The organism is Treponema zioleckii, assembly GCF_014737315.1.
Classification (GTDB): domain Bacteria; phylum Spirochaetota; class Spirochaetia; order Treponematales; family Treponemataceae; genus Treponema_D; species Treponema_D zioleckii.
The window spans coordinates 1-14,463 of sequence record NZ_JPUF01000083.1; the positions used below are offsets into that span (position 1 = coordinate 1).

General features: G+C 43.2%; 12 protein-coding genes. All 12 read right to left on the reverse strand.

Annotated features, from left to right (window positions below; all coding sequences use genetic code 11):
• Positions 1 to 58: 58 nt before the first annotated feature.
• Positions 59 to 1,201 carry an SLC13 family permease gene (locus JI65_RS15370; protein ID WP_191018047.1) on the reverse strand — a complete coding sequence of 381 codons (1,143 nt, stop codon included), beginning with the start codon at positions 1,199 to 1,201 and terminating at the stop codon, positions 59 to 61.
• Positions 1,202 to 1,567: 366 nt separating this feature from the next.
• The gene (locus JI65_RS15375) at positions 1,568 to 3,346 is read right to left on the reverse strand and encodes an adenylate/guanylate cyclase domain-containing protein (protein WP_191018048.1); all 1,779 of its coding nucleotides are present in this window, start codon (positions 3,344 to 3,346) and stop codon (positions 1,568 to 1,570) included.
• A gap of 15 nt (positions 3,347 to 3,361) precedes the next feature.
• Positions 3,362 to 3,523 (reverse strand): hypothetical protein, encoded by a 162-nt coding sequence (locus tag JI65_RS15380; RefSeq protein ID WP_191018049.1) that lies wholly within the window; start codon positions 3,521 to 3,523, stop codon positions 3,362 to 3,364.
• A 45-nt stretch (positions 3,524 to 3,568) separates the two neighbouring features.
• Positions 3,569 to 5,155: an ATP-binding response regulator gene (locus JI65_RS15385; protein ID WP_191018050.1), complete on the reverse strand. Its 1,587-nt coding sequence runs from the start codon at positions 5,153 to 5,155 to the stop codon at positions 3,569 to 3,571.
• A 12-nt stretch (positions 5,156 to 5,167) separates the two neighbouring features.
• Positions 5,168 to 5,980, reverse strand: coding sequence for a CheR family methyltransferase (locus tag JI65_RS15390; RefSeq protein WP_191018051.1), 813 nt, complete (start codon positions 5,978 to 5,980; stop codon positions 5,168 to 5,170).
• Between the two features lie 146 nt (positions 5,981 to 6,126).
• The gene (locus tag JI65_RS15395) at positions 6,127 to 6,846 is read right to left on the reverse strand and encodes a CheB methylesterase domain-containing protein (protein WP_191018052.1); all 720 of its coding nucleotides are present in this window, start codon (positions 6,844 to 6,846) and stop codon (positions 6,127 to 6,129) included.
• A gap of 137 nt (positions 6,847 to 6,983) precedes the next feature.
• The gene (locus JI65_RS15400) at positions 6,984 to 7,520 is read right to left on the reverse strand and encodes a chemotaxis protein CheW (protein WP_191018053.1); all 537 of its coding nucleotides are present in this window, start codon (positions 7,518 to 7,520) and stop codon (positions 6,984 to 6,986) included.
• Positions 7,504 to 9,114, reverse strand: a complete 1,611-nt coding sequence (locus JI65_RS15405; RefSeq protein WP_191018054.1) for a methyl-accepting chemotaxis protein — start codon at positions 9,112 to 9,114, stop codon at positions 7,504 to 7,506. Before JI65_RS15405 ends, JI65_RS15400 begins: the two co-directional genes overlap by 17 nt.
• Positions 9,098 to 10,912 (reverse strand): methyl-accepting chemotaxis protein, encoded by a 1,815-nt coding sequence (locus JI65_RS15410; protein WP_191018055.1) that lies wholly within the window; start codon positions 10,910 to 10,912, stop codon positions 9,098 to 9,100. Before JI65_RS15410 ends, JI65_RS15405 begins: the two co-directional genes overlap by 17 nt.
• A 67-nt stretch (positions 10,913 to 10,979) precedes the next feature.
• The gene (locus tag JI65_RS15415) at positions 10,980 to 13,022 is read right to left on the reverse strand and encodes a methyl-accepting chemotaxis protein (RefSeq protein ID WP_191018056.1); all 2,043 of its coding nucleotides are present in this window, start codon (positions 13,020 to 13,022) and stop codon (positions 10,980 to 10,982) included.
• A complete protein-coding gene (gene add / locus JI65_RS15420) occupies positions 13,015 to 14,028 on the reverse strand; it encodes an adenosine deaminase (RefSeq protein ID WP_191018057.1) in 1,014 nt (337 codons plus the stop codon). The genes JI65_RS15415 and add overlap by 8 nt, the downstream gene beginning before the upstream one ends.
• 83 nt (positions 14,029 to 14,111) lie before the next feature.
• A partial coding sequence (locus tag JI65_RS17180) for a hypothetical protein (RefSeq protein WP_207106102.1) occupies positions 14,112 to 14,463 on the reverse strand: 352 nt, incomplete at its 5' end.

A 14,463-nucleotide genomic window follows, 5' to 3' on the forward strand; every position in this document is an offset into this window, starting at 1 on the left:
TTTATTCAAAATTTCATAAAAATGTTCTAGAAAGAGTCAGGTCAAAAATCTCAAAATTCTAAGCTTTTAGAAATGCCCAAAACACAATCAAAACTGCCAGAAAAACTACGTTTACAAGCGTAAAGATTCCGAGGAATTTTCCGGCATTTTTCTTTTCGGCGGTGTACAGATTGAACGATATAAGGCTTGCAAGGGAGCCGACCAAAGTGCCAAGGCCTCCGAGGTTCACGCCGACCAAAAGATTCTTTATGTTTTCAGAAAATCCGTAGAGCATGAGCGTCGCCGGAACGTTGCTGATTACCTGGCTCGCCGCAATTCCAACGAACGCTTCGCGACCGCGCACCGCATTCTGTAAAAACGACTTTATCTCAGGAATTGAAGCAAGATTTCCAGAAAAAATAAAAAACGCAATGAACGTCAGAAGCAAAAAATAATCAACTTGCATGAGGATTCTGCGGTCAAAAATCAAAAGCGTAACCAAAATAATTGCGGCAACCAAGATTTTTGGAATAATGTGCACGACCGACAGAATCGAAACTGCAAACAGTGCGGAATACAATGCGTAACGGAACAAAAGTGAATATTTGTGCCTTCGAGGTTTTGATTTTATAAAATCTTTTTCCATTGAATTATGGTTCAATTTGATTTTAGGAACCAAAAAACATCCCGCAAGAAGCAACGCCGCGCAAAGCAAAGTGTATGGCAGCAAAACGAGCATAAATTCGCCGATTTTCATTCCGCTTTTGCTGAATATAAAAAGGTTCTGCGGGTTTCCGATTGGGGTAAGCATACTTCCTGTGTTCGCCGCAACGGTTTGCAAAACGACAATAAAAATCAGCACCCACGGCTTCAGGCCTTCTACCTGAACCAAGAGCAAAATTGCAAACGGCACGAAAGTGATTAGCGCAACGTCATTCGTTACGAACATGCTTATAAAAAAGCACAAAAAAACCAGCACAATTGCAAGGGAACGTGTGTCCGAAACAAGCGAAGTCAAAAAGTCACCGAGTTTTTTGAACACGCCGCATTTTTCAAATCCGCGCACAACAGCCATGAGCGCAAACAAAATTGCAATTGTGTTCCAGTCTATATATGCGGCATAAGCCTTTGAAGGCGGCACTACAAAACAAGTAATAACGGCCAAAAGAGCGGCAAACAAGAACGTTGCATGGGCCTTTACAAAAAAAACAAAATTCGACATGACGAAACTGTAGAATTATCAGAGTGAAAATTCAAGTAGGCAAGGAAAAATCGGCAAACTCCTGCAAAGCACTCTTGCCTTTGTCATTTCGACATAGGGAGCGTTAAAAAATCGCACTGCGATTTTAGCGATTTTCCGAAGCTGCTATGCAGCGTAGGGCTCAATGACCGAGCACCCACCCCTTTTTCTTCGAATTTATTCTCTTTGCGGTGGTTGAGCCTGTCTAAAACGCAACAACAATCTTTTCCGCAAGTATTTTAGATGCTGAAACGAGTTCAGCATGACAGCACATTTTAGTCAGCCCCCCTTCGCTTCATACTTCATACTTCATACTTCCCAATTTTCCGCATCATCTGCGGCAAAAATTTATTTTGTCAGGAAGGAAATTGCGCCATCCCAGTTTTCTGGCGGATTTTCTATAAACTCTTCACACCGGCTGAGCATGAGTTTTGCGGCTTTGTCGTCGGGAACGGATTCATGGGCCTTTTCAAAATATTCTTTTGCCAGGTTCCACACGCCTTTTTTGTACAGGGCAAGCCCTTTGTCATAAGAATCACGGTATTCCTCAGAAAAATCTTCAAGATTTCGGTCAACTGCATAAATTCCTACGGCATTTGCCTTACCTTTTACTTTTACATCATCAAGATGACGGAAGATAAACTCGTCGGTTTTTACGTCCGCCTTAACCGCTTCGCTCACAAGAATCATTGAGCCGTAATTTTTGGTAAGACCTTCAAGGCGGCTTGCAAGGTTAACGTTGTCGCCGATTACGGAATAATCGGTTTTGTCTTGCGAGCCGATTGAGCCAACAATTACGTCTCCGTAATGAACTCCGATTCCAATGTTAAAGTTCATGCCTTCTGGCAAAACCAAATCTTCGAGCGGAACCGTCCCTAAAGCCTCGCGCATCTCATAGGCAGCAGCAACAGCCCTTCTGGCATTGTCCTCGTAGCTCACAGGAACTCCGAACTCCGCCATAATCGCGTCTCCAATGAATTTATCAACCGTACCGCCGTGTTTTTTTATCACCGTGCACATAATCGTAAAATATCGATTCAAAAAAGCGACGATTGTTTCAGGCTTGTTTCTCTCGCTGATGTTCGTGAACGAACGGATGTCACTAAAAAGAATCGCAACGTCGCGTTTTTCGCCAACGCCCACCGAAGCCTGTTTTTCGGCACCCGCAACAAGCTCGTCAATAATCTGCTCAGGCACAAAACGGCTGAACGCCTTTCTGATATTTTTTTCAAATTTCATCTTTTTGCGAACGGCAACGGCAATTTTTAACAAAATGCTCAAAGTGCGCACCGAATATGCGAACAAATCCATCTGTTTTGTTGTGAACGCACCGCTACGCACAACGTGAACTGTGCCAAACTTTTCGCCAGAGTCGCCCTTAATCGAAAAAAGATGATAAGCTGAAAGCGGCAAATCTTCAGAAACATAATTCTCCAGCGACTTTTCGGAGTCAACCTTCGTCGGCTCAAGGTTCGTAATATTCAGATTCACAAACCGCTCCTCAAAATCGCTCATGCACACTTTTAAAAAGTCTTCCCGCTGGTCTTCCGCAAACTTTTCAGCACAAACGTAAAACCCCTCCACGTCATCGTCGGTCTTTAAGAAAAGCGCAGCGGCAGGAAGCTCACAAATTTCTGCGAGCAAACTCAAATACGAAGATGCAATTTTTGGAATTGATTCAAGATAAGCAATCATCGAAAAGATTTTTTCGGTTACGCCAGCTTTTATAATGTCATTTTCTTGCGGAGTCGCGAGAGGCGTGCCTTTTTTTGAAGTAAGGGTCTCCAATTCTTCAAGGATTGTCGCTGGGTCAAGATTTATGAACGAATCAGCCCCGCAATCAATTTTGAATTTTTCGGAGAATAAAAAGTCGCTTGTGGCGTACACGCCCACCGGAATATTTTTAAAGCGAGCAACGTTCTTAACGAGCCGGCAAAACTCAACGCAAGAAGGATTCATGTTCCGCGCGTTCACGAGAATCGCCTCTGGAAGAGAATTGTAGAGCGTAACGAGAAAGCGGATTCCGTTGGTATCAAAACTAAGTTCAAAATCGCTCTTTTTAGTCTTCTCCGAAAAAACTGCCTGCAACGTACTTGACGGCTCTAGTATTAAAATTTTTTTGCTCATATTATTCTCCATTTGTCATGCTGACCCAAAATTGTCATACTGAACGCGTTTAGGTCTCTGTGCTTCGACTGCGCTCAGCAAACTAGTATATTGAATAACTGTCATGCTGAATTTTTCAGCATCCGTATTTACAGATTCCGAAACAAGTTCGGAATGACGGATTTTGTAAAAACTCAAAATTGAACCTCCTGGATTCCGAAAGGAGTTCGGAATGACGAGCGTTTATATCATTTCTTTTATTTTTTGAATCAAATCATCGCGTTTAAAGTCAGCTTTGCTGATAAACACGTCAGCTTTTGGAATTTCTGTGTTCGAAACGGCAATCACAGGAACTTTTGCGTAATTTTCCATTCGGCGCAGATTGTCCAAAAATATTTCGCCGTCCATTCTTGGCATTTCGTCATCGCAAATAACCAAGTCAAACTGGCTTTCCTTGATTTTTGACATCGCCTCGATTCCGTCACAGGCCTCGTCAACCAAAAATCCGTTTCCTTCAAGAATCGTGTGCTCAATAAGGCGAGTAGTTTCTGAATCCTCAACGATAAGAACCCGATTCGTGTGTTTTTTGACCATCGATTCAAATTTTTTAACGTCGTAAGGGCGCATTGCACGGAAACGTTTTAAGATTTCCGGAATGTAAAGAATCGGAATCATGTCGTATTTTTCGTCAAAAGCAAGTCCTTTTAGAATCGGAAAGTGGGCGAACACAGGAGGCATGGGCTTTTGAATCAGCGAGACGAATTTGTGCATTGAATCCACGATAATTCCGATTTTTTGTGACTGATAGCTCACGATGATTATTGAGTCCATAATCGCCCGGCCACGCTGAGCCATTCCCGGAAGAAGCGAGCCTAGCGAATACACCGGAATTTCCTCGCGGTTTCTCTCGCTTCCCGACTCGTTTTCCTGAATGTAAATCAAAAATTTTTGATTCTGCTTTTCTTCGTAATTCAGCGGACTTTCCGTAACAACATCCTGCACGAATTCAGAAGGAATAAGATACTTGCGCCCATTTGCGAACACGAAAAATCCCTGAAAATCCTGGTGCTGAGCCAAAAAAGCATCGTCCTGGATAAAGCTCATAATCTGGTCATGGGAAAGAAGCAAAGAAGCCTGCAAGTTCTGCGAGTCAAGCCCAATCTGCTTGTACGAGTCGCGGGCAGTCCTCATGTCGCCGTCGCGAAGTGCGTTTTTTAGAATCTCAACCTGATTCATGATTATGTAAGAACGCGCAATCATCTCTTCGTGCATGTTTACGAGCTGCCCGACCTTTGACGACTGGATATGGACGACAGAATCCTCGCCGGAAACTTCACCGTCACTGTCTTGGCAAGAAGACTGACTTTCTTTCTTTTTGTCCAAAATTTCGGCATTGAAGATTTCGCCCGCCTCGGCCTTGTCAAGATACAAAAGAAAAGGGCGAATTTCGCATTCCATAAGATCTTCAAATTCTTCTTTTTCAATCAAATCACACATTTCGGAAATTTTTACCGAAACTTTTTCAAGAAGAACCCTAAGATTTTCGTTAAACACGATTTTTTCGTCGAGAATTGCCTTGTAAAGACTTTCCACCGCCCTGTAAATTTTGTAGACCGGCGTAAAGCCTAAAATCCGGGAATTGTCCTTAGTCACGCTAAGAACCCGCAAAATTTCGCGCGAAAAAGTCGGCTTTTCTTTGAGGGCGTACACAAGCCACCGCGTTTCAGAAAGATAATTTCTGATGATGGTGGCAGACTCGCTAAGAAGCGGAAGTCGTGTTTTTCCCGCCGAGAGAATTCCAACTGCTGATTTTTTATTTTCTTTTGCCATATTTCTTGCGGATTATCCTTCTTTCTTAAAATAAAACACCTTTCCGTCGCAGCATTTTTTTAGATTCTTCGGAAGAATCGAAGCGTCAATCGAAGGAAGCTCGCTCATCGAAACAAAAAGATAGCCTCCGTCCGCCAGGCTTTCGTTCACGATTTTTGAAAGAATCTGCTTTTTCATTTCGCTGGTAAAGTAAATAAAAACATTGCGAATAAAAATCACATTCACGCCACGGGGAAAACTCTCCGCCACGAGCGAAAGATTTATCTGCCGCCGCTCAATCTGCTTGCAAATTTCTTCCGGAAAAGAAACCGACTTGTCAGTTTTTAAGTATTTTGCGAGAAGATGATGAAATTTCGCTCCGTCCACAAGCTTAACGGAATTTGGCGTGTACACTCCTTTGGCACACTTTTCGAGAACAGCCGTGTTGATGTCGCTTGCGACACATTCAGTTTTTAGGCCAAGGGATTGAGCCAAAAGAAAGAGGGAATAAATTTCCTCCCCGCTCGAAGAAGCCGCACTCCAGATTCTTATGGGTTTTGAACCGAGATTTGCCCGGATTTCTGGCAGAATTTTGTCTTTTAAAAGCAAAAACTGAGATTCCTCGCGAAAAAAATAAGTCTCATTCACAGTGGAAGCGTTCAGAAGCACGCACAGTTCGTCTTTGTTGAGTCTGAGAAAAACCGAATATGGAACGCCTCCCAAATCGATTTCTTTCTTGCGTTTTTCAATAAAGTTCATAATTCCAACTTTATGACTCTCACGCGGAACGATTCCAGTCTGCTGAGTAATAATCGATATGATTTCAGCAAATTCTTTTTCTTCCATAATAAAATCCTCAAGTCTATGTCGGGACTGATCAAAAAATTATTGTCATTCCGAACTCGATTCGGAATCTCTGCACTATGGTACAGCGGAGATGCTGAAACAAAGCGAGCTCGGTAACGAGTGGCTCGAGTTCAGCATGACAAGTTTTACTTAACCAATTTCAAAATCGTTGGAGCAACTTCTCCACGAGGAAGAACTTTACTTGCCGCGTTCATTGCGATTGCGGCAGCTGGCATTCCGAAGACTTTGCAAGTGGACTTATCCTCGCAGATTGTGTAGCCTCCCGCATCAATAATTTCCTTGCAGCCTTCCGCACCGTCAGCGCCCATTCCTGTCATAAGGATTGCAAGGCAGCTCTGCTTGTAAAATTTTGCCGCAGAGCGAAAAAGTTTGTTCACGGCAGGGCGCAAGAACCGCTCAGGCGGCTCGTCAGAAAGTTTTAGAACCGGAAGACCATTTTTTACGCGGTCAATCACGAGATGCTTTTCGGCAGGAGCCAAATAAGCGTGACCGGGCTGGGCAATCTCGCCGTCTTTTGCAAGTGTTACGGGAATGTTCGGGCAAGTGTCGCTGAACCATTTAGCCATTTTATCGTCAGCTCCCACATCAAGATGCTGAGCGTACAAAACAGGAAGAGGAAAATTCTCGCCCAATCCCTGAAGCACAAGCTGAACGGCACTCGGTCCGCCTGTAGAAGCCCCAATGCAAAGAATCGTGAAGTTCTTCGAAGTCGGAAGTTCGTCTTTTTTTTCTGCTGCCGAACTGCCAGATGCTGAAGCAAGGTCAGCATGGCGAGTATTTTTGTTTGAACCAATTCCCTGGGATTGTTTTAACTCCGCAAGCAAATTTTTTACTTTGTCACTCATAACTAGTCCTCCACAATTTTGTAGTGGTTGAGCGTAGTCAAACCACCTGTAAGTTATGGAACCTCAAAAAACTGAAGTTTCTAAAGTTCCCTTATGGTCATTTAGACTACGCTCAATGACCGATTTTCTGTCGATTTTTAATCTTCTTTTTCTGTCAAATCTTCTTTCATTCTCTCCTCAATTGACTCAGAATCAAAGAAGGGAATTATTTTCGTTTTGTAGCGAATTCCGTCAACACGGATGTCCTGTTCCTCAGGTTCAAAGAACATTTCGATATTCGAAATATGAATGCCAAAATTGTCGTCCTTGCGCTTAAAGACAAGAACCGTGCCGCCTTTTATTTCGCTTTTTTCCTCGCCAGCCATTTTGAGAGTGTTCACCACAGTAAAAGGCGTTCCGTGACAGTTCACCACTCCCTCAATGTATTCCGGCACAAAAGGAAGTGGATGAATTTTTGCCGAATGCATGATTTCTTTGACGAGCAAAGTTTTTATTGCAAAAAAAGTTTCGCCCACCGAAAAAATCAGGTAAGTAAGATTTTCCTCAGGAACCTCACAAACCTCGTTGATTTCTGTCTCTGCCGGAACTGACGCAGAAACAAAACGGCCGTCTTTTCCGCCGCCAGCCAAGCTTCCTTTTTTGGGAGTCTCAAGTTCGTTATTCGCTGCTTGCATTGTTCAACTCCTCGCTGATTTTTCGCACATTCTCCGCCGCGTTAGAAATATTGTCCGTGGCAACCGAAAAATTCTCCACGCCCGAAGCAATTTCTTTGATTGCAATCAGAATCTGCTCGCTCGCGCTGGCCTGCTGCTGAATAATGTCCGCAATATCGTCCGCGCTTGTGGCCGTGATTTCAGCCGACTTTTTGATGTTGTTGAATTTTTCGTCCAGCCCGCGCGCGTTCTCGTAACCCAAATTGATTTTCTCAGTGCTGTTCTCCGAAGCCTGCAAAAGCGAATCCGAAGAATGCTGAATCTCGGTGATTTTCTCTTTGATTTCCCGTGTTCCGTCAATGATTCCGTCCGAAAGACGACGGATTTCGTTCGCAACGATTCGGAATGACTTTCCGGCCTCTCCTGCCGTACTTGCTTCAAGCTCCGCATTAAACGCGATGATTTTTGCCTGGTCCGCAACGTTGTTAATCAGCGTTACGATGTCCCAAATGCTTTCAATCTTTTCGCTCAGATTCTTGATTCCTGAGATAGTTTTCTGGTTCGCGTCAAAAATTTCGTGAAGTTGCTTTACGTTAAGCTCAATTTGAGCAACGCCGTCCACAACGTCGGAAGAAGTGCTGTTCGCCTGCCCCGAAACTTCCTTAATTTTTCGCGAAATATTCTCCGAAAGGTCGTTCGTGTCTTCCATCGTGGCAACGATTTCTTTTACCGCCGCATTTGAATCCTGACTCGTCGCCGCAGTCTCCTTTGCCGAGACTACGAGATTCTGCGCTTCCTCAAAAAGATTCGCGCTAATTCTGTGTTCCTTTTCCTGGGAAGCCTGGATTTGCCCCATGTTCTCGCGAATCTGTTCCATCGCCTTGTGCTCTTTTTCTTGCGCCTCACGAATCTGAGCCATAAGAGTTTTAAGTTTTAAGATGATAATTATAAAAACCGCAAAAATAATTGCGCTTATCGAAAGAATTATCGTGATCCTTCGGGCAATCAGTTTGATGATGAACGAAATTTCAAAATCACAGCCTATAAAGCCAACGTTTTTTCCTTTTGAATTTTTAATCGCCTTGTAAGTGCTTACGGTCCAGCCCCACCCTTCCTGGTAAACCATCCCGGAACTCGTCAATTCGCCGGTTTTCATCGTTATGAACGGGGCCTTGCTCCAAGCCTCAATATCCTCCTCCGTTCCCATTGGCGAAAAATTTTCTTCATCGCTCGGATCGCAACTTCCGTCGATTATGTAGCGATACGTTGTACCAGACACGGGGCTCATCGTAAACAAATATGCACAGCCAACGGATTGAGCCACATCAAACATCCACAGGCGCGTTTCTTCCGCCCACGGGTCGTCCTTGTCAAGCGTGGAAGTAAGATTTTCAAATTTGTCGCCATCAATGTATTCAAAAACTTTTTCCACAACAGGAATTCCCTGCATTTTAGAAAACTGCTCTGCTGTTTTTATAATGCTCACTGCAGAAAGAATTACGACCACTACAAGGGCTGCAAGAATTCCGACGGCATAAAATGCAAAGATTTTGAGATTCATCTGTTTGCGGTTGTCTGGAAAAGCAACCTCACTCTCATTATTCTTGATTTGCATTGTTCAATCCCTCCGATATTTTTCTAACATTCTCCGCAGTTCCTGAAATATTGTCCGTAGCCACCGTAAAATTCTCAATGCCATTGGCAATTTCCTTAATGGCAATAAGAATCTGCTCGCTCGCAGTTGCCTGCTGCTGAATGATGTCCGCAATATCATCCGCGCTCTTTGCAGTGATTTCAGCGGACTTTTTTATGTTGTTGAATTTCTTGTCCAAATCCCGTGCGTTCTCATAGCCCTCGTTGATTTTTTCTGTGCTGCTTTGCGAAGCAAGTATAAGAGAATCTGAAGAATGCTGAACTTCGGTGATTTTTTCTTTAATCTCCCGCGTTCCCTCAATAATTCCGTCCGAAAGACGACGGATTTCGTTCGCAACAATTCGGAACGATTTTCCGGCCTCTCCTGCCGAACTTGCTTCAAGCTCCGCATTAAACGCTATGATTTTTGCCTGGTCAGCAACGTTGTTAATGAGCGAAACGATGTCCCAAATGCTCTCAATCTTTTCGCTCAGATTTTTCATGCCTTCTATAGTTTTTTGATTCGCGGCAAAAATTTCATGAAGCTGCTTTACGTTAAGCTCAATTTGATTGACGCCCTCAACAACGTCAGAAGATGTAGTGCTTGCCACGCTCGAAACATCCTTGATTTTACGCGAAATGTTTTCGGAAAGGTCGTTCGTGTCTTCCATTGTGGCAACGATTTCTTTTACCGCCGCACTTGAATCCTGGCTCGTCGCCGCAGTTTCCTTTGCCGAAACAGCAAGATTTTGGGCTTCCTGAAAAAGACGCATACCCATTTCACGCTCCTTTGTCTGATTCTCGCGCTCTTTTTCCTGTGACAACCGGATTTGCGACATCATAATCTGGAGCTTTGTTATGAAGATAACAAAAATAGAAAAAATCACTTCCGCAATAATAAGTATTATGAGGAGTGTAGAACTTTCCCGCAGTTTTTCATCATAAATTGACTCGGTGGCGAGCAAATACCAGCCATAACTTGGAAGGTAACGAATTACGCCGTATGTATTCTGATTAACCTGAAATTCATACAATCCTCCGCCAGTCTTTGAAAGCTCTTTTGATTTTCGCATCACGTGGTCAAAATCAGCTTCGTCGGAGTAAAGTTTGTTAATAAGTTTTTTGTCAACCAAAACCTGCTTGTCCTTTGCCCCCGTAACTTCTTTTGACTCGTTAAAGAAGTACATGTCAATCTCATCTCCAAGATGCTCGTAGCACTTTCCAATAAAATTGTCCAATTCAATGCCGGTTCCGACCATGCCGACAGGCTTTTGGTTTTCATTGCGAACAACGGCGTTGAGCCACAGACAAGTCATGTTTAACTCGGCATTGTAGTTGATGTTAAAATTGTAGACTTCTGTTTCAAAAAGAGTCATCTTATACCAATAGTCAGTTGGGTTGTCTGGATTTATGGTGTATGAATATTCCATCGCATTCCAGAATTCTTTGTCGATGTCGTTCGCCCAGAAAATCATGTGCGAAGTGAAGGCATCCTGAAAACTTTTAAATTCAGTCATGGCGCGGGAACGATTTTCATTACTCTGCGGTTTTTTGAAAAACTGAATGACAGTTGGAGAAGTGGCAAGTTTTTTTGCAAGCGCAATTTCTGGCTGAAGGTAGTCTTCCATCATGATTCCTTTGCGGCTCACTTCGTCCCTTAGTTTTTGGGAAATACTCCGACGTGCCATTTGCTTTGAAACCATGACGAAAACAGTTCCCAAAACAACAGCCATTACTAAAATCAATAAAAAGGAGATTATATAAATTTTATTGATAGACATAAAAAAACTGCGTTTGCTCTTCATAATAAATTTTTCCATCTTTATTTACATAAAAAACTAGAATTTTTTATCCGTGCCAATCTTCACTGCTTGCATTATTCAAATCCTCGCTGATTTTTCGAACGTTTTCCGCCGCAGTAGAAATATTGTCCGTGGCAACAGTAAAATTCTCCACGCCCGAAGCAATTTCCTTGATTGCAATCAGAATCTGCTCGCTCGCGCTGGCCTGCTGCTGAATAATGTCCGCAATATCGTCCGCGCTCTTCGCAGTGATTTCTGCCGACTTTTTGATGTTGTTGAATTTTTCGTCCAGCCCGCGCGCGTTCTCGTAGCCCTCGTTGATTTTTGCGGTGCTACTTTCCGACGCAAGAATCAGCGAGTCCGAAGAATGCTGAACTTCGGTGATTTTTTCTTTGATTTCCCGCGTTCCGTCAATAATTCCGTCCGAAAGACGACGGATTTCATTCGCAACGATTCTAAAGGATTTTCCGGCCTCGCCAGCCGAACTCGCCTCAAGCTCCGCATTGAACGCAATGATTTTTGCCTGGTCAGCAACGTTGTTAATAAGCGAAACAATGTCCCAGATGCTCTCAATTTTTTCGCTTAAGATTTTGATTCCTTCTATTGTTCCCTGGTTTGCGTCAAAAATCTCGTGAAGCTGCCTTACGTTCAGGTCAAGCTGGGCCACTCCGTCAACTACATCAGACGAAGTGTTGTTCGCAACGCTGGAAACATCCTTGATTTTTCGAGAAATATTTTCCGAAAGGTCGTTCGTGTCTTCCATCGTGGCAACGATTTCTTTTACCGCCGCACTTGAATCCTGGCTCGTCGCCGCAGTTTCCTTTGCCGAAACTACAAGATTCTGCGCTTCCTCAAAAAGTTCCGCGCTGATTCGGTGTTCCTTATCCTGCGAAACACGGATTTGCATAATCGTTTCGCTCAATTTTTCGCTGAACGTGTTGAATCCTTCCGCAACGTCGCCAATTTCGTCCTTGCTTGAAATCTCAATTTTCTTTAGCTCTTCGCTTTTTCCAGCAACAAGCAGTTCTGAATTTTCGCCAATAATCGAACAAATTTTCGTAATCGGATTTGAAATTCTTTTTGCCAGCAAAACAACAATTACAATGGCGATTACAAGCGCGCCTCCGGCAATCCAAAGCATCATCCGAATAATTCGGTACATAACAGAAAAAGCAGATTTTGTATCCTGAACCGTAATCACGCCCCAGTTTGCAGAATTTCCTTTGAGTTTTACTGGTGACCATGCCACAAAAGATTCGGTTCCGTTCATATCAACCTGGGCTGTTCCGCTTTTTCCAGAAAGAAGCATTTCTATTGCATCAGACAATTTTGAATCCACTTCAAATGCTTCTTCTTTCGTTACGATTTGATTCAATTCATCCTTTTTAACAGAACCGTCCGCATTTTTTTCGCTTACAGTGTGCGTCATCGTCTTGTAATTGTACAATTCTTCTATAAAGTGATGATTTGGATGCGCAACAACAACGCCCTCGCCGTCAATAATGAACGAATATTTTCCGCTGGACTTGGAAGTGTATTTTCCAACAAGCGAAGTAAGATAATCCAATTTCAAATCAGAACAAGAATATGCCAAAAGCTCATTATCCGACATAATCGGAACAAAAATGGACGCGCACGGCATATTCGTAGAAACGGAATAATATGATTTTGAAATGAACGGCATTTTTGTTGCTTGCATCTGCTTGAACCACCAGCGGGTACTTCTGTCGCCGCAATTCCCGGACGAACGAGCAGTCTGCATTCCTGCCATGTTAACGATATACGCAAGTTCTATATACGGATTTCGTTCCACTGCAGAAACAAGAACGGGCGCTTGCTCATTGCCGTCCATTCCAATTATGTGCGGGTTGTGCCCAACTTCGTCGGTAATGTTATACGCGCCGTCCATAAAATTCGTAACGGATTCCGCAATATAAGAAGCTGTATCTGCATTCTGAGCGCAAATTTCTTCCGTATAAGAAGAAGAAAAAGTATAACTGACGCTACCAATAATCAGAACTGTAAGACACACAAGAATCACAACAACTGGTAAAAGGATTTGCTTCAGAATCGAGTTTTTCCTAGTCATCAAATCTCCTTAAAAATTCCGATTTTTCATCATTGGTCAAAAACGAAGCCACAAACGAATTTTTTGCAATTTGCTTGAGTTCTTCCACGCTGAAGCCGATTTCGGTGTATGCGTTCCAATATTCGTCCAAAAGTTCCACGCCAAAGAAAAGCGGGTCGTCGGAGTTGAGCGTAACAAGGATTCCTTTGTTGAAGAACGTGCGGATTGGATGCTCAGCGAGATTTTTTACATATTTTTTTGTAAAAACATTGCTTGTTGGGCAAACTTCAAGAGGAATTTTTCGTTCCACAAGAGTCTGCATAAGTTTTTCATCCTGAATTGCCGAAATTCCGTGACCGATTCGGGCGGCTTTACAAATTTTGATTGCATCCCAGATTGATTCGGGGCCAACGTCCTCGCCCGCATGGGCCACGGTGAATAAATTTTGAGAACGGGCTTTATCAAAAACCTTTTCAAACAGTTTGGCAGGCCCCTTCTGTTCCGAGCCGCCAAGCCCAATTCCGATAATCTCAGGAATCATGTTCAAAAGCAAAAGCTGAAGATTCTTCTCGGCATTCTCGTAGCCAAAGGTTCTAGACACGTCGATTAAGAGCCGAATTTTTATTCCTGTGTCGGAGTTGATTTTGCGGATATTTCGGCTGTAAGTTTCTACCATATCAGAAAAATTCCAGCCTTTTTTGATGAATGCACTGGGAGCGGCAAAAACTTCCGCATAAGAAATACCATTCCGAACAAGATAATCTTTTAAATCTGCAAAGACATAATCAAAATCCGCAGGGCTTTCATACAAATCCTGAACCGCAAGATACGCCTGAATAAATCCGTTCAGATCTGAATAAGTAAAAATCTTTGCAATTTCAGAATCAGCCTGCACATCGCTCAGTCCGCTGTGTTTGCGCTCATAGAAATAGCGAATTGTCTTTTTGCTGATAACGGCCTCCAAATGCAGATGAAGTTCCGCTTTTGTAAGAACCTTAAACGAACTGTAGAATTCTTCTTTTGTCATATTTTTACCTTTGCAAATAAAAAAACGCTGTCAATATCGAACGATAATATTATAGCATAGATTCAAGTAAAATAAAGAAAAAATTAAGGAAACGCTGTAAGTTGACTTTTGGAGTTCGAGTTGATTTTGTGCGTTTCCCACAAGTTTTGCTTCGCAAAACTCGTGCTTTGGTGGGTGCAGTTAGTAAGGGTTTCAAACTCGCCGCGACAAGCACGGCGGCGAGTTTGAGGTTGGTTTTTATTGCTCGTGCGGCGCTCGCAATGCAAGTTGGTTGTTAAGTGTTTTTTTGGTGGTCGGTGCAACTTGCATGGGGAAGGCAAGAACGCTGTAAGTTGACTTTTGGAGTTCGAGTTGACGTTGTGCGTTTCCCACAAGTTTTGCAGTGGCAAAACTCGTGCTTTGGTGGGAACACTTGCAGAGGTTTTAAAATCGTGG